This window comes from Cognatundibacterium rugosum (genome assembly GCF_014284365.1).
GTDB classification, from domain to species: domain Bacteria; phylum Pseudomonadota; class Gammaproteobacteria; order Burkholderiales; family Burkholderiaceae_D; genus Undibacterium; species Undibacterium rugosum.
Genome location: NZ_JACOGG010000003.1, coordinates 105,241 through 126,063, shown reverse-complemented (window position 1 = coordinate 126,063; position 20,823 = coordinate 105,241). Strand labels below are relative to the sequence as shown.

Here is a 20,823-nt window from a genome sequence, read left to right as displayed (position 1 = left end):
TTGCTTATACTCAATAAAATATAAAGACTTTCGAAGCCGCAACTCCAGCTGGAACAGCGATGAAAAAAAAGCGACTCACGGAGTCGCTTTTTAAAATAATCAGAATTGGATCAGGATTTATTCAGCAAATTCTGGCAGCTGGCTTTCTGAGGGTCATTGGCTGGCAACTTAGCGCAGATGCCGCCGAGTTGAGCCTGCACCTTTTGAAAGGTTTGCGCATGCTTACCATCTTTATTCCAATCCTGCAGTTTCTTACCCAGTTTTTCCAAATAGGCGCGATTACGTTCATAAAACGCATTTTCCGTTTTCGCGACTTCGTCAAACACACCACTTACCGCTTTTTGTATTCTTGCTTCATCAGCAGGTGCCAGGTCGACCAGACTCGCCACATAGTTGGAGCCCCATTGCAAACGGGTAGCCGGTCCTTTCGAGGCATTATAGGCTTGCTCATACCAATTAATGGCAGCCGCATTATCACCGCGTTTCTTCGCGTTAGAACCCAGTGTCGACATAAAATAATATGGGGAATGCGAACGTTTAAGCTCTGCTTTCAACAAGGTATCCGAATCATCCAGCAGGCCGGCATTACCCAAGGCGTAGGCAGCAGAGCTGACTACCGACTGGCGCTCATAAGAGTCTGTAGTAGCCTGCTCTATCTGAGCTACACGTTTCTGTACGTCTTTCTGGAATGAAGCCGATGGTTTACCACCATCGAGCTTCGCCAGATCGACCTGTGCAATCACCGCACCCAGGCGATCAGTTTTGGAAATACTTGCATCATCCGCCAGTTTGACCAGGGCGCCATTCCAGGCCTGCACCAAAGTCGCACGCTGAGTTGATTTCGCTGCCGTCAGATATTCGGTCAAGGATGCAGCAGAACTGGCGACCAGATCGAGGTTATCGCGTGCCACCTTGCTGTCACTGAGTGCCTTAATCAAACGCTCAGTCGCCTGCGCCTTATCCAGAGTCGGCACGCTGCTGCCAGGCTTACTAGTGGCAATCACAAACAAGGACTTCAGATAAATCCGGGTTGCCGCCAATCCGGCCGGGGCGACTTCTGCGAGCCTGACCAAAGTCGTCGCCAGCTCCTTAGGTGCCACCAGTTTTTGCTCCGGATCGTCCCAGGAATAATCAGCGAGCAAACTCCAGTCATCTTCTTTCAAGCCTTTGCCACCAGCCAGCGCCAGCTTGAGCGTATCAGCCACCGATGCTGAGCTGTTCAGCGCCAGTGTCAGCACTTGCAAATAGCGTTCAGAATCAACCTCGCCCGGCAGGCGGGTGATTTCCGTACCATCCGGCTTAAACAAAATCATGGTCGGGTAGCCGCGAACTTTGAACTGGGCAGCAAATTTTTGCGCACCAGGACTATCGCCATCCAGATACACAGGAATGAAATGGCGCGACTTATCGATAAATTCCTGACGATTAAAGATGGTTGCCTTGACCTGATTGCATGGCGGGCACCAGACTGCGCCCCAATACAGGAATAAAGGCTTTTTGCTGGCCTTAGCCTGCGCAAAAGCTGCTTCGACATTATTGTCTTTGCGCCAGTCTATACCACCAGTTGCCGCATGCGCAGAGGCACTTGCAGTTGGGTTGGCCGCGTGCACAAGCGGCACGGAAGCCGCCACCATCAGACCCAGCAGGCATTTCAGGGAAAAAGCAGAGAGTGTTTTCATACCAGCCATATCAAAAAAGAACAGCTGCAAACCAGGCAAGGCGCGACCGGACAAATTGTCAGTCACTGGCCTGTAGTCCGAGCCATCCGGATAAAAGAAAAACTGCAGTTTAACAAACATTGCAGGCAGACGAAGCAGACTTTTTTCGCATGTGTTTATGCGCAATCTGCGCTTCATAGCCAAATCATCTATGCATAGAAAAAGTCTGTATTTCCTTTGCACGCACAAACTGTGCAAGATGGCGGCTTCAATCAGGAGATTCCATGAAGACATCCGCAAGATCCGCATCCTCAACACGCCGCCACTCTCTGGTGCTGTTTGCCGCATTTAGTTTGCAGGCAGTCAGCGGCCTGATGCCAGCCTACGCCAACAGCGCCATATTGAACGCGTCCTACGACGTAACGCGTGAATTGTTCAAGGATATCAATCCCGCATTCGTGGCCGATTGGAAGAAAAAAACCGGCGAGACTGCTTCCATCAACCAATCGCATGGTGGCTCCAGCAAGCAGGCGCGCTCGGTCATCGATGGACTGGAAGCCTCAGTCGTCACGATGAATCAAGCGAATGATATCGATATCCTTGCTGAAAAAGGCCTGATTCCAGCCACTTGGTCCAAAGCTTTTCCTAACAATGCAGCACCGTTTTATTCCACCATGGTGTTCCTGACCCGCAAAGGAAATCCGCTGCAGATCAAAAACTGGGAAGATCTGGGTAAGCCGGGTGTAAAGGTCATCATTCCGAATCCTAAAACCTCAGGCAATGGCCGCTACAGCTATCTGGCCGCCTGGGGCTCAGTGATCAAGTCCGGCGGCAATGAAGCGCAGGCGCGTGCCCTGGTTGATAAAATTTTCAAAAACGTGCCTGTCCTTGATGCCGGTGGACGCGGTGCCACCACCACCTTTACCCAGCGAGAAATTGGTGATGTGCTGGTTACTTTTGAAAATGAAGTTCAGCTGGCCAAACAGGAATTCGGCAATCAGTACGAAGTGGTTTATCCAAAAATTTCTATCCTGGCCGAATCACCGGTGGCAGTAGTGGATAAAGTGGCCGACAAATTAGGTACCCGCAAAACGGCGACTGCATATCTGCAATACCTGTATTCTGAGCCTGCTCAGGAAATCATCGCCAAGCATTTTTTCCGTCCGCGCTCTGAAGCCGCATTTCAGAAATATGCGACTAACTTCAAGCCCGTGACATTGTTCACTATCGATGAAGTGTTTGGTGGCTGGAAGCAAGCGCAGAAAAAGCATTTCGATGACGGTGCAGAGTTTGACAAACTGTATCAGGGCAAACGCTAAGTATCACACTCACAGTGCAAACACTACCTGGGAAGATGGCAATGCCCGTATTGCCACCCCAAAGCTACTGATGTCCGGCAAAGTCATATTGTGATGGCACCGGATTTCCGCGGCACTGGCGTGCGCCTTATCATGCGTGGTATGTGCATCCGATACCAGTGTGACAGGAAACCCCAATGCAGCAGCACGGCGCGTGGTGGTGTCAACGCAAAACTCAGATGCGTAGCCACAGATGACCAGTTGTTCAACCTCCCATAACGCCAGCAGACTGCTAAGTTCGGTACGCAAAAACGAGTCAGGTGTGGTTTTACGCAAAACCGTGTCACCATCTTCCAGCAATAATCCTTGTTCCAGTTGCCAGCCATCGCTGCCAAAACGTAAATTTCCCGTATTCGTTTCGTGCTGCACAAACACCACCGGTATCCCTGCGTGACGGGCTCTGCTGGCCAGCGCATTAATACGCTCAACCACCAGATCCGCTTCAAACGGCCGCGGAGCTTTATCAAACAAAGCACGTTGTACATCAATGATCAGTAAAGCAGAACGCATAGTGCACCTGTTCAGACCAGAATCGGAGTGAGAAAAGTAGCACAGAAATCGCCCACTCGCCGCGCTCGTGACTGGAATTCAGTCATTCTGCAGCCAACATGTTGCATCAATACCAATCCCAACGCATTGCATGGATACGGTATGAAGCGAAAATTCCTCTATCCAAAGATTCCACGTAGGCAATACGCAAACAAATACACAACATTCAACATAAACAGTCTGCTTTTCTATTCCCAGCAAGTAAGATTAAACATTAGAATCGCATTTACATTCAGCAACATTCAATTTCTTCTACGAAGAAGAAAGCGCAGCTTAGCAGCCGCATCAGCAGATAAAACGGAGTTGTAATGGCAGAAGCAGGATTGTTATATAAAAACAGAGTGATGCTTTTGACGCAAACATTCTTCATCAAAGACAATAAAGATGAATTACTGCTCAGCGCTCACAAGTATGACTTCGACATACTGTTCTTCGACCAGATGCGGGAGTTTGTCAGCGCAGTCGAAAATGCAGAGGGGCATACGCTGTTTGTGATTGATCTTGACGTGCTGTACAACATGCAGGATGACATGCAGCAGCAACGTCGTCAGACTATGTTTCTGAGTGATCTGCTGCAAAGGCTGCCTGCGCATCAGCAATACATTTATCTGCAAACCGTGCGCCAGGGTGAGCGTTTCCTTCTTCAGCAAAAGCTGGTCGACAGCAATTGCCTCGCCTACGCGGAAAAACCGATCAGCAATGAAGTGCTGGTTGATAAACTGTTCAACATATTCGCTCGCCAGCAAAGGGGCGAATCCAATACCATCGTCTACCTCGGGGAAGATGCGCAATTCGACACACAGATGCTGAGTCAGCATGACATCGAATTACTGCATTATCAGGATGCGCGCTCTTTACATATCAAGGTGAAAGAAGCGCAACCTGATATCGTACTGATTGATGAAAAACACTATCTGCAAACAGAAGCGCTGGTGCGCGTACTGAAGAAAAATATAGAATTTGATAGCGGTCGTGAGATCGTCATGCTACAGCACCAAAGCACATCCGCGTTATCACGTCAGGCACTGGATAGCGGCTTTGACGAAATTCTGAAAAGCAGCGATGCCGACGTACTGACCCGTTTATTAATTAACCGTATTAATAAAATTCGAGCCAGTAAAGATTTAATCAGCCGCGACCGTGCCACGGGCTTACTCAATAAGATAGGTCTGCAAAAGAAAGCACAGGAATGGATACGGCGCGCCGGACGCGAAGACAAATCGCTGGCTTACGGCATTATCGATATCGACAAATTCAAGACCATCAACGACACCTGGGGGCACTACTTCGGCGATATTGTGATCAAACGCCTGTCCCTGGTTCTATCCGCCCAGCTCGGTGAACGTGATCTGCTAAGCCGCTTTGGCGGTGAAGAATTTGTCATCGTCTTCTGGGATTGCTCACTTGACGAAGGTAAGCTCAAGCTTGACGCCATGCGCGAGAGTTTTGGAAAAGTCGTGTTTGAAGTCACACCCGGCGAATTCCGTCAATTCAGCTTCAGCGGTGGTATCGCCGCCTACCCAAGCTGCAAGACTGAAAATGAGCTTTTTTTGCAGGCAGATGCCATGCTGTATCAAGCCAAGCAAGGTGGCCGTAATCAAGTTTGCACTAACTAAGACGACACCAGAACCAGTACGCACCGCTTGCATGCACTAACTCCGCGATACACGAAGGTAGCTGTATGTGCTTTCCCGCTTTCAGTGAAGACTGACGCGCAACAATCCAGCTGCGATCGCATCATCATTCATCAGAAACCAAGTCGAATCGGTCAGATTCGTCTTCTGCTTCCACACGTAGGTGTAGCGGTTGTAGCGCTGGCTGTACTCCGGGTCCGGAAAGAAGGGTACGGCGGTCCCAGCGCCCCTCCCTTCCGACAAGTCAGAGTTTGATGTCGATGGCGACAGTGTAGTTTGGACGTGTCTTCCTCTGCACCTGGACGCTGGAGCCGTCGTCGGTACTCGTGATCCTTCCTGTCCACTGTGGGGCGGCATTGGTAGCGCCAAAGCGTAAGCTCACTTGTTGATTCCAATTCCACAACGCGTACAGGTCCAGTGCGCGACTGCGCGTTTGCTTCAACGCTTGCGACAAAGTCTGCTGCGTGTCATAGCCGGGCGTGTAAGACAAGTTGGCGCCGACAGTCAGCGGTACATGTTGCGCCTTATAGTCAAAGCCTAGCGTGGCGGACCAAGGCTGCTGGCCGTCCAGGCGACTGTTTGGCATCGGTACGGCATCGACCTTGCTTCGGTAGAGATTGAGCGTGCCACGTAAATCCAGCCGCGTCTTGGCGTCAACCAGTCCAGGCAAGAGTTGCGATGCCGGCCCCTTGAATTCCAGTTCAATCCCACTGCTGTTGGCTGATGAGATATTTTGCGGACGGCTGACCCAACGCGGTACAGTGGCCCAGCTGACATTTTCCAAAGTGGTGACGTAGCGGATCAAATCCTCGACGCGTCGATGGAACAGGCCGACGCTGAACAAACCGCCACCGGTGAAATACATTTCATACGCCAGATCAAGGCCTGTCGCCAGTTCTGGTCGCAACCCAGGATTCCCGGCCCGGTCCGCAGCCACCTGATCGTTCTGCTGCGTAGGCAAAGGATAAATGCTATTCAGTGTGGGTCTTGGTACGAGCGAATACAGATCGGGGGCCTTATAGCTACGGGTCAGACTGCCGCGTATCACATCACACCCCTTGGGGTCGGGCTTGAAATTGACATGTAATAACGGCGACATGACCTGGCTGCGGTTACTCACTGCACCATCAAAAGTGTCGCTACGCGTAGCAATCGTCTCGTGCCGTAAACCGCCATACAGCAGCCACTGGTCCGACAACTCCCATTCGTCCTGAAGATAGTACGCCTGCCGGTCTATCTTCGCATGCAGGGGAAGAGTATCCATTCCCGGCAATTGCTGCAATCCAAGCACTGTAACATTGCGCTCGTCGTCGCGGCGGCGGAATTCAAATTCCCATCCGGCTGACAGACGATGAGCGTCACCGAGCAGTTGGCCATATTTACCCGATTGGGTCAGCGTGCGATCCCTGCCCTCGCCCACACTATGCCGGTAGGGCAGGTTCGCGCGATAGCTCTGGTTGACGAATTCATTGAGGGCTTGCCCCATCATCAACTTCAAATCCAGTTTGCGTTCACCGCTGAAGCGCACACTCCATTGACCAGTCAAGCGGTGGTTCTCGAAGCGGCCCTCATTGTTGCTGGAATCTTCAAACAGCAATGGATTGCTGGCCGCAATATCGGTGAACTGCACCTTGCTATGCCAATCGGAACGCTGCAAGAAAGCCTGCAAGTTGATGCTTTGGTCATCGTCTATACGCCAGTTAAGCTGCGGCGAGGCATTGATACTATGGCCCCACATAGGCTGTTGCGCCAATTGCTGCGCTGTGCCGACAGTACCCAAGCTGCCTGCAACGTACCGCGACACCTTCATTTCTGCACTGCTGTCATACTCGTAGGCTGAGACGGGTAATGAATAAGAGAGGTCGCCCGCCCTCTCGCTATAGAGCGCGCTCACATTCGCCGTCGGCCGCCCGGTGCTGTATGCGACACCCAACTTGACACTGGCCTGGCGTTTCTTTGCTACAGTTTTCAGAACGATATTGATGCTGCCTGCCACCGCCTGCGTGCTCTGGTCCGCCGTGGCGGCCTTCTGAATCTCGATACGCTCAACTTGCGCCGGATTGATCTGTTCCAGCAAGAAGCCGCTTGGAGCAGGCTCGCCGTTGATCAGTATCTGCGTATAGCCTGACCCCATGCCACGCAGGCGGGGCTGGCCATTCTGGATATCCACGCCAGGCAGACGGCGCACTACCTCATTGACATTACTGTCGCCAAACCGATCGATCTCTTCGCGTCCGACTATCTGTTTTGCCACGACAGCGTTGCGTCGCAAGTCCACATCGCTTTGCGGCCGCCCCTTGACCTCCACCCGATACAACTTATTATCGTAAGCAGAGCGGGAGTTTGGGTCTGCACCGACCGGCATATCCTGGGCGCAGCTTACCTGCCATGCTAACGCCATGCTGACAGCCGCAGGAATAGGTAAACGACATGCAAGATTCTTGAATTGTTTCATTTTCTGTTTTTAAGTGATGTGTGGGTTAGCCTGAATTGATTGAAAAGCGTATGCGCAGTTCGCTGAAAGCGCTTGGCATTGACAAGCAAAACATCCGAACACACGAACAAAAAGCACAACGAGATTAGTTGAGTGGGTCGCGATGGAGCACGCTACCGCGGCGCAGCACCTGCCCGATTGCGTTTGCTGTCAATGATCAGAGTCCATCGCGTCGCAAGCATCGATTTCCATGCCGCTCATGATGGGCACGCCCCCAATACGCCCGCTAAAGACGTTGGTATGCAGACGATGCATGACGAACAGTTCGGATTTTGGGAAAACGGTACGTGTTCCGATTTTGACGTTAAGTTGCATGATGGCTCCTTGAAGTGGTGATCAAGAGTCTTCATTGTTATGCAGCACGCATAAGATCGGTACTAGCAGATCTGTTAGCTCAAACTATCCGGTTCCGGTGTTAGCCTGGAAAAGACGGTCGCTTTTTATCCGCCTCGTCTTTCCAGTACTTTTCAAGGGGCTAAGCAAGACCATGAGCAGACTTCCCGCGCTGATGTTGCCACCCCGAGCCAGCAGGTGCGCTGGCTAGACTTCGCATGATCAGACTAAACTCCGGGGACACTCTGACCTCACACCGTCATATGGGGCGCTATGAACAGGCTTGCTGGATGCCGTCGCCATGGTTATGCTGTTGGCCTTGTATTTGAGTATGCGTCATTGGCAAAGCGACCTGAGAGCAGCGTCAGAGGCCGCTGGTTCAGCCAGGTGCGACCAAGCCCGCCGCAATTGACTTGACCACTGCCTGCTGGCGAGTGCTGACATCGAACTTGCGCATAATATTCGCCATATGGAAGTTGACAGTGGCTTCGGAGCGTCCCAGGATGCGCGAGACTTCCCAGGATGATTTGCCGGCTGCAACCCACTTCAGGCATTCCAGCTCACGTGCCGTCAACATGACGGAGCCGGCCGCCGGCGTTTGCGTCAGCGTGAATTTGCGCGACGATTCCAGGACATAGTCACGCAGTAGCGTCAGGTCAGCCAGCGTCTCCACCCTGCTGTCCTCGCAATGGCTGACATCAGTCACGAAACTGAGCATGCCAAATTCGCCGGAACGGCCATGAACAGGCAGCGTCACGCCAGAGCGCAGACCGAAACTGCAAGCCTGTTCGTAAAATTGCTGCAACTGAACACCCCGAAAAACGGCGGGTCCCCAAATGATGGGCAACGCACTCTGCAGGCAATGACTGACTGTCGGGTCAACATGGTGCATGTTCTGACTGTGATAGACCGCCCGCCATTCCGTTGGATAATTGCTGATCAGAAAAGCTGATTCCAGGGGCTGAGCCTTGTGCGGCACGACACCAAACAACATACGTTCAAAACCCAGCTGATCCGCCAGGGTCTGCAACGTCGTCGCCCATTGTGACTCACTTTGTGCATCCAGTAACTTATTCAGTTGATCCTGTTCCAGCAATTCATCTCCTTTTGTACGTAAGCAAACCCACTAGTTTGCAATATTACATCATTAAATAGCCAACGCGATTCCAGCGTAGCTGCCAAACAACGTTAAGTGCAAGCCGGCAGCATCGTGATCCAGCACCATCGTGTCGAACACATGGCAGATGCTGGGTAGCCGGGCAAACTGGATGGCATCTGCCATCAAGACAACAGACTGACCAACATCAGCGGCGGCATCGCTGGCTGCGAACCTGAATGCAAAACTGAACATGTACTGTTCCTGAAGACGGATGCCATGCTATACACAGCTAAACACGGTGAGCGTCATCAGATGTGCAATGCCTGAACCAGTCTTGTTGACGTGTTCAGATAACGCGAATGACCATGGGCGCACTATCGCAAGGTCAGACATCGGCGACCTGCCCCTGGATTGAACGAGCCAGTATGAATTCATGTAAGTTGAACTAATTTAGCGGCTACACTTCTAAGCCAGCTCCTCACCAGCCAACTCCGTGCAGCAACTTGGCTGGGTTTCTCTCCGCCGGCATGGGCTGAGCTACTTCATTTTTTAAAATAACAGGGATTGCCATGAAACGTTCATTAAGCCTGATTTTACTGGCTGGCCTGTGCGCCAACGCCAGCGCGCAGGAAAATCTGAGTTATCAGTTACCACCCAAATCCATCCTCGATCTGGCCGACTTCCAGCGCCCGCCAACCGTCAGCATGGATCATCACAATCAGAATCTGTTGCTGAGTTTTCGCAATACCTATAAAACCCTGAGCGATCTGAGCCAGACAGAAATGCGGCTGGCCGGTTTGCGTATTAATCCGGTCACCAATATCAGCAGCACCCTGACCTATGTGAACAACCTCAAGCTGCGCAAAGTCGCAGGCGGTGAAGAAGTCCAGGTCAAGGGCTTGCCTGCCAATCCATTGATCGCGAATGTCAGCTGGTCACCCAATGAAAAGAAAATTGCGTTCACCCATACCGCCGCTAAAGGCGTAGAGCTGTGGGTGATCGACGTAGAAAGCGCGACTGCAAAAAAAATCAGCGAAGCCAACCTGAACGCCAATCTGGGTGCGCCTTACAGCTGGTTTAAAGACAGCGACAATTTGCTGGTCAAGGTATTGCCAAAAAACCGTACGGCTTTACTCGATAACAGCAAAGACTTGCCAACTGGTGCCATCATTTCAAATGCCACCGGCAGCGTTTCGCAAAACCGCACTTATGCAGATTTGCTGAAGAATAAAAATGATGAGGCCAATTTTGAAAATCTGGTCACTTCTGAATTAGTCAAAATCTCACTCAATGGCAAAAGCAGTTTGTTCAAAAAAGCAGATATGTATGAAGACATCAGCTTTTCGCCGGACGGTAAATTTCTGCTGCTCGATACCCTGCAAAAACCATTTTCTTACATTGTTCCGCTCGACCGTTTCCCTACCCGCGCCACAGTCACCGATCTGAGTGGCAAAGTAATCAAGGTCGTCAATGAAACGCCTTTGAATGAAATCATACCTAAAGGATTTTCTGCTGTAGCCAAGGGGAAGCGCAGCATGGGCTGGCGTGGTGACAAGCCTGCCACGCTGTACTATGTGGTGGCACTGGATGGCGGTGATCCGGCCAACAAAACAGAATATCGTGACGAACTGTTTCAGTGGAATGCACCCTTTGATCAGGAGCCAGTATCCTTGCTCAAAACGCCACAGCGCTTCGGCGGTGTCATTTGGGGCAATGAGCAAGTCGCAATTGCCTACGACAACTGGTATGACACTCGCAATCTAAAAACCTATCTGTTTAATCCATCCACACCGTCCGCAACGCCACGCGTCATCGGCGACAGAAATATGCAGGATATTTATGCTGATCCGGGTCGCTTCGAAACTAAACGCAATGAGTTTGATCGTCGCGTGCTGGCTATAGAGGACGGCAAGGCCTATCTGATCGGTGCCGGTCACAGTAAGAAAGGTCAGTTCCCGTTTATTGATGAGCTCGATCTGACGAGCTTGAAAAAGAACCGGCTGTATCAGTCCGCTTACACTGACAAAATCGAAAATATTTTGTCGATAGAAGATCTGAAAAAAGGTAAGGTGCTGGTACAACTGCAATCGAAAACCGATTACCCTAATTTTTACTTCCGTGATCTGAAGGCTGGTGATCAGGCGGACAAACAACTGACTGCGATCACACGCTTCGCCAATCCTTTTATTGGCTTGAAAGATGTGAGCAAAGAAGTCATCAAATACAAACGTAAAGATGGCGTCGAGTTATCCGGCACCCTATATCTGCCAGCTGGCTACGACAAAACAAAGAAAGAAAAACTGCCCCTGTTGATCTGGGCTTATCCGGCTGAATACAAGGATAAAAACTCCGCTGGACAAAGCACGCACAATCCGAATCAGTTCACCTTCCCTAACTATGGCTCCTTTGTATACTGGGTTGCAAAAGGATATGCAGTAATGGATGATGCGGCCTTCCCGATTATCGGTGAAGGTAAAACCGAGCCAAATGACAACTTCATTCCTCAGTTAGTCGATAACGCCGAAGCTGCGATTGATGCAGTGGATCAGTTAGGGTATATCGACCGTCAACGTGTGGCGGTAGGTGGCCACTCCTACGGTGCCTTTATGACGGCCAATCTGCTCACACACTCTAAGTTGTTCGCCTGCGGTATCGCGCGCAGCGGTGCCTACAACCGCACACTGACGCCTTTTGGCTTCCAGAGTGAGCAGCGCAATTACTGGGAAACACCGGAGGTGTACACCAAGATGTCGCCGTTCATGAATGCCGATAAAATGACAACACCTATTCTGTTGGTACATGGAGAAGCAGATAACAATCCGGGCACCTTCACGTTGCAGACCGAGCGTTATTTCCAGGCTTTAAAAGGTCTGGGGGCACCTGCCCGCATGGTGATCCTGCCTAAGGAAAGTCATGGCTATGCCGCCCGTGAAAACATCATGCATCTGTTGTGGGAACAGGATCAGTTCCTTGATAAATGCCTGAAAAAATAAGCCTGCTCTTCCTGATGTAGCGCTCATTAGCCAGCAGTAACCGCTTGCCCTGTCTGATCTGGCATAGCAATAAAAAATCCCGGCCGGACACTACGTTCCGCCGGTTTTTTTTATTACTGGCCCGTCGATCTTATACTCACCTGAAAAAGGAAATCAGACATATGCATTCGTCAGCGGATCAACACAAGCCAAATCCAATGATAAAATATTTACTCTTTTTTCGGAGGAAACGCGATGAAAACAAGAGTATCTGCAAGTATACCAATCACGCTGATCGCAACGATGGCACTTACCGTCAGCGGCTGCATGCATATTGAGGTCGGCGATAAACAATTCTTACGCCCTGACAGCGCGACTGGCTATCAATCATCGGCCAGGGTCACGCTGGCTGATCTGCAAAAAGTAAATTCTGCTGTCAGCATCAACGAAATCAGTATCACATCCACCGGCCAGACTAAACTGGAAGGACTATCGTTCCAGCTTCCGGGTAGTCAGGTCAGCGTGCTGTATTTTGGTGGCAATCTGTCACATGTGGACAATTCCATCCCTTACGCATTAGCAAACTTAGGTCGCTGCAACATTAACCTGACCACAGTTGATTACCGTGGCTATGGCAGGACCGCTGGCGTGCCAGACACGCCTACATTGCAGCAGGATGCACTGGCTGTCTACGATGCCGTCCGCGCAAAAACCAGTGGTAAGCTGGTGGTACATGGGCACTCTTTAGGCAGTTTCATTGCTGGCTATATCGCGCAACAACGTCAACCCGACGGAATTATTTTAGAGACGACGGCAAGCACTGTAGAAGAAGTCGTCGCTGCGTCCACACCTTGGTATGCGCTACCCTTTGTACGTTTTTCATTTCAGCCGGGAATACTCAGCGTGGACAACGTGAAAGCGATGTCTTCCTATACCGGACCAGCACTGGTGATCACCGCCGAGAAAGATGTACAGACACCGGCAGCGCTGGGAAAAAAAGTGTTTGACGCTATCCCGTCCAAAAATAAGAAACACCTGTTCATCAAGGACGCAGGACACAGCGGCCTATTGCGCCGTGAAGATGTGCAACAGGCCTACTGTGAATACATACGAGACGTGGCGCGCCAAGCGGACTGATCACCGCTAGCCGTGCAAATAAAAATCCCGGCTTGTTTTTAGCCGGGATTTTTATTTAAAAAAACATGTCGTGCATACGTCATGACCATTCTTTATGGCTGGGTCTGCACGCTATTTCCCTGCGATGACAGACAATGCATCATGCCCGCCTGCGCCGAACAACAATTCCTTCAGATGCGCGAGCTGATCACGGACCTGAGCCGCTTTTTCAAACTCCAGATTTTTCGCGTGCTCCAGCATTTGTTTTTCCAGTTTTTTGATTTCGCGACTGATCTGCTTCTCGCTCATCACTTCGTACTTGGCCTGCTCCTGAGCCACCGCCATATCCCCTCGGGCTTCCTGAGGATTATAAACACCATCGATGATGTCTTTGATCTGCTTGCGTATGCCAGTTGGCGTAATATTATTGGCCGCATTAAAGGCCAGTTGTTTGTGACGACGCCGCTCAGTTTCATCGATCGCGCGCCGCATAGAGTCAGTCACACGATCGGCATACAGGATAGCCTTACCATGCAAATTCCGCGCGGCGCGGCCTATGGTTTGAATCAGGCTGCGCTCTGAACGCAAAAAGCCTTCTTTGTCCGCGTCCAGAATCGCGACCAGCGACACCTCGGGAATATCCAGGCCCTCACGCAGCAGATTGATCCCGACCAGCACATCGAAGGTACCAAGACGCAGATCACGGATAATCTCGACCCGCTCGACAGTATCAATATCACTGTGCAGATAACGCACCTTGATACCATTTTCACCCAAAAAATCGGTCAGTTGCTCTGACATACGCTTAGTCAGCGTGGTCACCAGCACCCGCTCATTCTTGCGGATACGCTCAGTGATTTCGCCCATCAGATCATCCACCTGCGTCAGGGCCGGACGGACTTCAATCTCAGGGTCAACCAGTCCGGTCGGCCGCACCACCTGCTCTACGGTCTGATCGGCGTGCTCATGCTCGTAATCACCCGGTGTAGCCGAGACAAATACGGTTTGCCGCATCTTGCTTTCAAATTCGGCAAACTTCAGTGGCCGGTTATCCAGCGCAGAAGGCAGCCTGAAGCCATAGTCGACCAGATTAGTTTTTCGAGCACGGTCGCCGTTATACATGCCGTTCAACTGTCCGGTCAGCACATGGGATTCATCGAGGAACATCAGCGCATCAGGTGGCAGATAATCAACCAGAGTTGGCGGTGGCTCACCTGGCTTGGCGCCACTCAGATGGCGGGAGTAGTTTTCTATACCCTTGGTAAAGCCGATTTCAGCCATCATTTCGAGATCGAAACGGGTACGCTGTTCGATACGCTGTTCTTCAATCAGCTTGTTTTCGCGACGGAAGAAGTCCAGCCGTTCACGCAATTCGTCCTTAATCGATTCTATCGCCCGCAGCACAGTTTCACGCGGTGTCACGTAGTGTGAACCGGGATATACCGTAAAACGTGGGATTTTTTGCTTAACCCGGCCAGTTAAGGGATCAAACAACTGCAGATTTTCGATTTCATCGTCGAACATTTCCACCCTGACTGCCAGTTCTGCATGTTCAGCCGGGAAAATATCGATGGTATCGCCACGCACCCGGAAAGTACCACGGCCAAAGTCGACTTCATTGCGGCTGTACTGCATCTGGATCAGCCGGGCGATCAGGTCGCGCTGACTGACCTTGTCGCGCGCTCTGAGGGTTAATATCATTTTGTGATATTCGTTGGGATTACCGATACCGTAAATTGCCGACACGGTCGCTACGATAATCACATCCCGTCTTTCCATGAGTGACTTAGTACAGGACAGGCGCATCTGCTCGATATGTTCATTGATTGCTGAATCTTTTTCAATGAACAGGTCGCGCTGAGGCACATAGGCTTCAGGTTGATAGTAATCATAGTAAGACACGAAGTATTCCACCGCGTTACGCGGGAAAAACTCCCTGAATTCGCTGTATAACTGGGCCGCCAGGGTTTTATTGGGTGCAAAAATAATGGCTGGTCGCCCGCAACGCGCGATCACATTCGCCATGGTGTAAGTTTTACCAGAACCGGTCACCCCCAGCAGCGTCTGGAAAAACAAGCCATCATGCACGCCCTCTGTTAATTGCCCGATGGCGGCAGGCTGATCACCCGCCGGCGGGAAGATCTGATACAACTGAAATGGGGAATCCGGGAAAGAAATAAACTTCTCCTCATCGAATTCATCAGATAAAGCAACTGAATTCACTGGTGCGACTGCCATGGTACCCATACCTTTGTTAAAATAAGCTGTTTATCAGCATTGCCAGCCAACAGGCTGACTCTGCTCTCAGAGGATTTACGCAAAACCGACACGCGCGCCCTACCCTGCGCCACCCTAGGTACTACCCGTACTGTTTTTCTGTGTTTTGCTCTGCATACCTTGCCGGAATCATTGTTTGCGTAAGCCCTGGCCGTAACGCATTGTTATTTCATTCCAACCTGTTTGCCGGCAACGGCAGAAACATTTCATATTATCACGATGACTGCTCCAGCTTCTTCCGCTCTGTTTTCCGCCATCGAAATGGCACCGCGCGACCCTATCCTTGGCATTACCGAGGCATTCAATGCCGATCAAAAACCGGCCAAAGTCAATCTTGGGGTTGGTGTCTATTATGACGACAATGGCAAAGTACCTTTACTCGAATGTGTCAAAAAAGCAGAGGCACTGTTGATAGAAAAATACGCGCCACGCACCTATTTGCCTATCGAAGGCCTGGCTGCCTATGATCGTGCCGTGCAGGATCTGGTATTTGGCGCGGACAGTGCCGTGGTGACTGAAAAACGTGCCATCACTGCTCAGGCAATAGGCGGTACCGGTGCACTCAAGCTGGGTGCCGACTTTCTGCAGCGCTTTAGCCCGCAATCCCAGGTGTATATCAGTGATCCAAGCTGGGAAAATCATCGCGCTTTGTTTGAATCTGCTGGTTTTACCGTCAATACATATCCGTACTACGATGCCAATACGCGTGGCGTGAACTTCGAGGCGATGCTGGCCGCATTGCAGGCGATGCCCCAAGCCTCGATCGTGTTGCTGCATGCATGCTGTCATAACCCAACCGGTGCTGACCTCAGCAATGATCAATGGACCCAAATTATTGAAGTCGTCACGACCCGTGGCCTGATTCCTTTCCTGGATATGGCGTATCAAGGCTTTGGCGACGGCATTGAGGCAGATGGCCAGGTGGTGCGTCGTTTTGCAGCGGCCGGCGGCCCCTTGTTTGTCTCCAACTCGTTCTCTAAGTCCTTCTCCCTGTACGGTGAACGGGTAGGCGCACTCAGCATCGTGGCTGCGAGTGCAGAAGAAGCGGGCCGTATCATGTCGCAACTGAAACGTGTCATCCGTACCAATTACTCCAACCCGCCATCCCATGGCGGCCAGGTCGTGGCAACCGTACTGTCCACACCGGAACTGCGTCAGCTGTGGGAAGATGAGCTGGCGGGCATGCGTGTTCGTATCCGCGAAATGCGCGCTGCTTTTGTCAGCAAACTCAAGGAACAGGCGCCGGCACATCAGTTTGACTTCGTGATGCAGCAACGCGGTATGTTCTCTTATTCCGGGCTGAGCAAGGAACAGGTAGGTAAACTGCGTGAAACAAACTCGATTTACGCCGTCGATACCGGACGCATTTGTGTCGCGGCCCTGAACAGCAAAAACATCGATAAGGTGATTACAGCGATTGCCAGTGTGCTGTAATTATGTAGGCTGCTGTTGACAAGAATGGCTGCGAAGCATATAATTTTTGTCTCTGTTCCCTGATAGCTCAGTCGGTAGAGCGACGGACTGTTAATCCGCAGGTCCCTGGTTCGAGTCCAGGTCGGGGAGCCACAGAATTCAAAGTAGGTAGTGAACTTGAAACCAATCACTATATAAAGTTTACCGAAGATCATCAAATCTTCTATTCCCTGATAGCTCAGTCGGTAGAGCGACGGACTGTTAATCCGCAGGTCCCTGGTTCGAGTCCAGGTCGGGGAGCCAAATTCAAGGGCTTAACTTCATCGTTAAGCCCTTTTTCTTCGGGGCGCGGTATACGCTGAAGAAAAGCAAAGTGACAAAGTAAGCAGTGAACTTAAGAAAAAAATCACTCGCAGCATTGATTGAAAAGTTTTGAAGATAGTCTTATCTTCTGTTCCCTGATAGCTCAGTCGGTAGAGCGACGGACTGTTAATCCGCAGGTCCCTGGTTCGAGTCCAGGTCGGGGAGCCAAATTCAAGGGCTTAACATCTGTGGTGTTAAGCCTTTTTTTCAGCGTGGCATATCTGATCAATATACCTCTGCTCGTCACAACTGCCATTTATATGGCATAGACAGACACCGCAGCCAGTCTGCTTCAGTATGGCGGCATATTCCCAGTAACACTTCTGCTTTATCCAGTCTGATCGCATCTCAACTTGCGTAATCTGAGTGAGTAATTGTTGCGGCTAAAGTTGTGGCCAGCTTTTTCCCAACACTCATTCTCCTGGCCACGATTACGCAAGCCCCCACCTTTCCAGTAAGAAATTCTTGCACCATGCCATTCGCTAAGAATGCCCAATCCTGACAGAAGATTTTCCGACAATTCAAAATCTATTTCCTGAATTTCTCACGGAACCCAAGCTTGCGTCATCGCACTGTAACATTTCGTAACTAATATTGCCGAAAATCAAGTTTCACCCTCACACACATCTGCAATGACAACCGCCCTGCTCACGATACTCTCCCCCGCCATGCGTCTGATGCAACACTTCCGCATTACGCATAAAGTCGCTTTTGTCGCCATCAGCTTTGCGATCCCACTGTTGATCGTGGTTGGCTTGCTGTTTCTGGAGATGCGCACTGAGGGTGCGATTGCACGAGAAAAACTCTCGGCATTGAGTGAAATCCAGGCGCACAACCAGATTCAATCAAGCGTGCGGCAACACCGTGCATTGAGCCATATGCAAGCTCAGGGCAATAAGCAAATCACCGACAAGCTCCATAGCCTGGAAAAACAAATTCATGAACAACTGCAGTCTTCATCGCTGCCAGACAAGTTCAAAACAGGTTGGCAAAGTCTGATCTCCGCACAAAGCAATAGCAAACCAGCTCAAAATTTTCAAAATCATACCCAATTTCTCGAGATGCTTGATCAGTTGTCGCACCAACTGGCTAACGATAGCAAGCTGAATCTGGATACCAACATCACAAGCAATCAATTATTGACGATACAGCTACGCTCACTTCCAATGCTGGAAGAAAAGCTAATGATAATGACTGCGCGCGGCGCGGCTTATATCGACAGCGGACTGTTCGAAGCGGGAGAGGACGTCATGCTGAATTCCCTGCTCATGAACTTCAAATCGGAGCAAAAACAATTACTAGAGCAGCTAAACACACTAGAACAGGGACAAAGTGAACTCAAACCAGCATTGCAGTCGATACGTGCTGCGCTGCTGGAGAGCGACAAATTTTTCGCACGTGCTCAAGACGAAGTGCTAGCCTCAGTAAATCAAAGTTCGGGGGCGGAGTTTTTCACCGCGGGCGTCGTAGCAGCAAACCAGATTGCTGAGCAAAACCAAAAGCTTGCCGCTTTAATACAAAACCGGCTGACACAAGTAGTAGCTGCACTGGACTGGAAAATTTACCGTATGTTTGCAGGAATTTTTGCATTGATCGCAGTCGCGACTTATCTGCTGGCGGGGATTTATTTTGCACTGTCACGCGACATCCTGCAGCTCACCGCCAGCATACAAAAAACCGCATCTGGCGATCTGGTACCGGATCAGGTACAAGCCGGTAAAGATGAGATATCACAACTGCTAAGCGCTGTGAATCACATGAAGAGCGGCCTGGGCAGCCTGGTGGCAGATATACGCCTGAATGCTGACAGCATCGATACCATCACCAAGAAAATTCATCAGGATAACAGTGATCTGTCTGGCCGCACCGAAAGTCAGGCTGGCTCACTGGAAGAAACCGCGAGCGCGGTGGAACAATTGACCACCACCACCAGGGATAACGCAGCAAATCTGGCCCAGGCCAGTCAGCTAGTCAGCGGCTCAGCACAAAGTGTACAGGAAGGCTTGCAAGTAATGAGCAACGCGATCGAATCGATGCAAAGCATTACCAGCAGCTCTAAGAAGATTTCTGAAATCATAGGTGTGATGGATAGCATTGCATTCCAGACCAATATTCTGGCCCTGAACGCAGCAGTGGAAGCAGCACGCGCCGGACAAGAAGGACGCGGCTTTGCGGTGGTGGCGAGCGAAGTCAGAAATCTGGCGCAACGCAGTGCGAACGCTGCCAAAGAAATTAAACATCTGATCGACTCCTCGGGTGCGGAAGTCAAAAAAGGCAGTACCCTGATTAATAGCGCTGGCAAAACGATGCAGGATATCGCAGAAAATGTGGCGCAGGTATCGAGTCTGATTCATCATGTGGCCAACGCCAGTCAGGAACAAAGCGCAGGCATATCCAGCGTCAATACGGCAATTAGCAACATCGACCAACTAACCCAGGAAAATGCCAGCCTGGTCGAGCAGGCAAAATTCTCTACAGAGCAGTTAGAGCAGAATGCAGCAACGCTCAGCAAAGCAGTCAGTGCCTTCCGCATTCAGGAGCATGCTGCCACAACAGTCGCACACGCAACCGCACCAAGAAAACACAGCGGCCACCAGGCTGCTCTACGCAATCAAAAACTGCGTGTCGCAAGATCATAATTGCCTGAGGAGGCAAACACTGAAGGGCAAAAAAAACGGTACTGTAAAACACAGTACCGTTTTCTTATTTAGCTGATCAGTTTTAGCTACCGAGCAAAGCCAGAACCGCTTTTAACTCATCCCGTATCTGATGCAGGCTGACTTGTGGTTCCACTGGTGCCTCTGCTTGCGCGTTGGCACGCCCACCGTGAGAACCCAGTTTATTTCTTGCGCCACTGATGGTGAAACCCTGATCGTATAGCAATTCGCGGATGCGTCTTACCAACAGAACTTCATGGTGCTGATAATAACGTCGGTTACCGCGTCGCTTGACCGGTTTGAGCTGGGAAAATTCCTGCTCCCAGTAGCGCAGCACATGTGGCTTAACGCCACAAAGTTCACTGACTTCGCCAATCGTGAAATAACGCTTTGCCGGGATAGCGGGCAAAGCCTGAGTTTCTATCCTGATTTCCGTCATACATTCACATTAAGCAGCGTGAGCAAGGTTTTGCCCACTGGTGTCATCAACCATACCTTTAAGCTTTTGGCTGGCATGGAAAGTCACGACACGGCGTGCCGTGATCGGGATTTCCTCGCCAGTTTTAGGATTGCGCCCCGGGCGCTGTGGCTTGTCACGCAACTGGAAATTGCCAAAGCCCGATAACTTAACTGCCTCGCCACGCTCCAGCGCATCCCGGATTTCGACGAAAAAAGTCTCTACCATGTCCTTGGCTTCACGCTTGTTCAGGCCAACTTGCTCAAACAAAAGTTCAGCCAGTTCAGCCTTAGTCAGGGTAGGTAATTCTTTTTCCGCCTGCGAGCGCGCTCTGGCCGCCTGCATGGCACGATTCAGATCCGCATCCAGTACTGACTGAAATTCAGCGGAATGTACATCATTCATTATCAAACTTCTCTCAGGTTACGTAACAGCACAAGCAA

15 protein-coding genes and 3 tRNA genes are annotated in these 20,823 nt (G+C 50.8%); 9 read left to right on the top strand and 9 right to left on the bottom strand.

Annotated elements, in window-relative coordinates; genetic code table 11:
- Window positions 1-110 precede the first annotated feature (110 nt).
- Entirely contained in the window at window positions 111-1,679 is a 1,569-nt protein-coding gene (locus H8K47_RS03800) for a thioredoxin family protein (protein WP_186880092.1), read from the bottom strand.
- Window positions 1,680-1,942: 263 nt separating this feature from the next.
- On the opposite strand from H8K47_RS03800, the gene H8K47_RS03795 reads away from it, so the two are divergent.
- Entirely contained in the window at window positions 1,943-2,977 is a 1,035-nt protein-coding gene (locus H8K47_RS03795) for a sulfate ABC transporter substrate-binding protein (protein ID WP_186880091.1), read from the top strand.
- Window positions 2,978-2,986: 9 nt separating this feature from the next.
- Here H8K47_RS03795 and H8K47_RS03790 read toward each other — a convergent pair whose 3' ends face one another.
- Window positions 2,987-3,526 (bottom strand): cysteine hydrolase family protein, encoded by a 540-nt coding sequence (locus tag H8K47_RS03790; protein WP_186880090.1) that lies wholly within the window; start codon window positions 3,524-3,526, stop codon window positions 2,987-2,989.
- Window positions 3,527-3,909: 383 nt separating this feature from the next.
- Between H8K47_RS03790 and H8K47_RS03785 the strand changes: the two genes are divergently transcribed.
- Window positions 3,910-5,181, top strand: a complete 1,272-nt coding sequence (locus tag H8K47_RS03785) for a GGDEF domain-containing protein (protein WP_230410144.1) — start codon at window positions 3,910-3,912, stop codon at window positions 5,179-5,181.
- 262 nt (window positions 5,182-5,443) lie between these two features.
- Here the strand turns inward: H8K47_RS03785 and H8K47_RS03780 are convergent, their stop codons facing one another.
- The 4 genes from H8K47_RS03780 to H8K47_RS03765 form a co-directional block, all read right to left on the bottom strand.
- A complete protein-coding gene (locus H8K47_RS03780; RefSeq protein ID WP_186880088.1) occupies window positions 5,444-7,600 on the bottom strand; it encodes a TonB-dependent receptor plug domain-containing protein in 2,157 nt (718 codons plus the stop codon).
- 243 nt (window positions 7,601-7,843) lie between these two features.
- Entirely contained in the window at window positions 7,844-8,008 is a 165-nt protein-coding gene (locus H8K47_RS03775) for a hypothetical protein (RefSeq protein WP_186880087.1), read from the bottom strand.
- A gap of 397 nt (window positions 8,009-8,405) precedes the next feature.
- Complete coding sequence (locus H8K47_RS03770) at window positions 8,406-9,122, bottom strand: helix-turn-helix transcriptional regulator (RefSeq protein WP_222612723.1); 717 nt, start codon at window positions 9,120-9,122, stop codon at window positions 8,406-8,408.
- 51 nt (window positions 9,123-9,173) lie between these two features.
- Complete coding sequence (locus H8K47_RS03765) at window positions 9,174-9,377, bottom strand: hypothetical protein (protein WP_186880086.1); 204 nt, start codon at window positions 9,375-9,377, stop codon at window positions 9,174-9,176.
- 317 nt (window positions 9,378-9,694) lie between these two features.
- On the opposite strand from H8K47_RS03765, the gene H8K47_RS03760 reads away from it, so the two are divergent.
- A complete protein-coding gene (locus H8K47_RS03760; protein ID WP_186880085.1) occupies window positions 9,695-12,118 on the top strand; it encodes an alpha/beta hydrolase family protein in 2,424 nt (807 codons plus the stop codon).
- Window positions 12,119-12,352: 234 nt separating this feature from the next.
- Window positions 12,353-13,234 carry an alpha/beta hydrolase gene (locus tag H8K47_RS03755; protein ID WP_186880084.1) on the top strand — a complete coding sequence of 294 codons (882 nt, stop codon included), beginning with the start codon at window positions 12,353-12,355 and terminating at the stop codon, window positions 13,232-13,234.
- A gap of 111 nt (window positions 13,235-13,345) precedes the next feature.
- Here H8K47_RS03755 and uvrB read toward each other — a convergent pair whose 3' ends face one another.
- Window positions 13,346-15,451, bottom strand: coding sequence for an excinuclease ABC subunit UvrB (gene uvrB, locus H8K47_RS03750; protein ID WP_186880083.1), 2,106 nt, complete (start codon window positions 15,449-15,451; stop codon window positions 13,346-13,348).
- 258 nt (window positions 15,452-15,709) lie between these two features.
- Between uvrB and H8K47_RS03745 the strand changes: the two genes are divergently transcribed.
- The 5 genes from H8K47_RS03745 (at window position 15,710) to H8K47_RS03725 (ending at window position 19,905) form a co-directional block, all read left to right on the top strand.
- Entirely contained in the window at window positions 15,710-16,924 is a 1,215-nt protein-coding gene (locus tag H8K47_RS03745; RefSeq protein WP_186880082.1) for an amino acid aminotransferase, read from the top strand.
- Between the two features lie 56 nt (window positions 16,925-16,980).
- Window positions 16,981-17,056, top strand: a tRNA-Asn gene (locus H8K47_RS03740).
- A 74-nt stretch (window positions 17,057-17,130) separates the two neighbouring features.
- Window positions 17,131-17,206 (top strand) — tRNA-Asn (locus tag H8K47_RS03735).
- A 152-nt stretch (window positions 17,207-17,358) separates the two neighbouring features.
- Window positions 17,359-17,434 (top strand) — tRNA-Asn (locus H8K47_RS03730).
- Window positions 17,435-17,898: 464 nt separating this feature from the next.
- Window positions 17,899-19,905 carry a methyl-accepting chemotaxis protein gene (locus tag H8K47_RS03725; protein WP_186880081.1) on the top strand — a complete coding sequence of 669 codons (2,007 nt, stop codon included), beginning with the start codon at window positions 17,899-17,901 and terminating at the stop codon, window positions 19,903-19,905.
- Between the two features lie 82 nt (window positions 19,906-19,987).
- Here the strand turns inward: H8K47_RS03725 and H8K47_RS03720 are convergent, their stop codons facing one another.
- Entirely contained in the window at window positions 19,988-20,362 is a 375-nt protein-coding gene (locus tag H8K47_RS03720; protein ID WP_186880080.1) for a MerR family transcriptional regulator, read from the bottom strand.
- 9 nt (window positions 20,363-20,371) lie between these two features.
- Complete coding sequence (locus H8K47_RS03715; RefSeq protein ID WP_186880079.1) at window positions 20,372-20,785, bottom strand: integration host factor subunit alpha; 414 nt, start codon at window positions 20,783-20,785, stop codon at window positions 20,372-20,374.
- Between the last annotated feature and the right edge of the window lie 38 nt (window positions 20,786-20,823).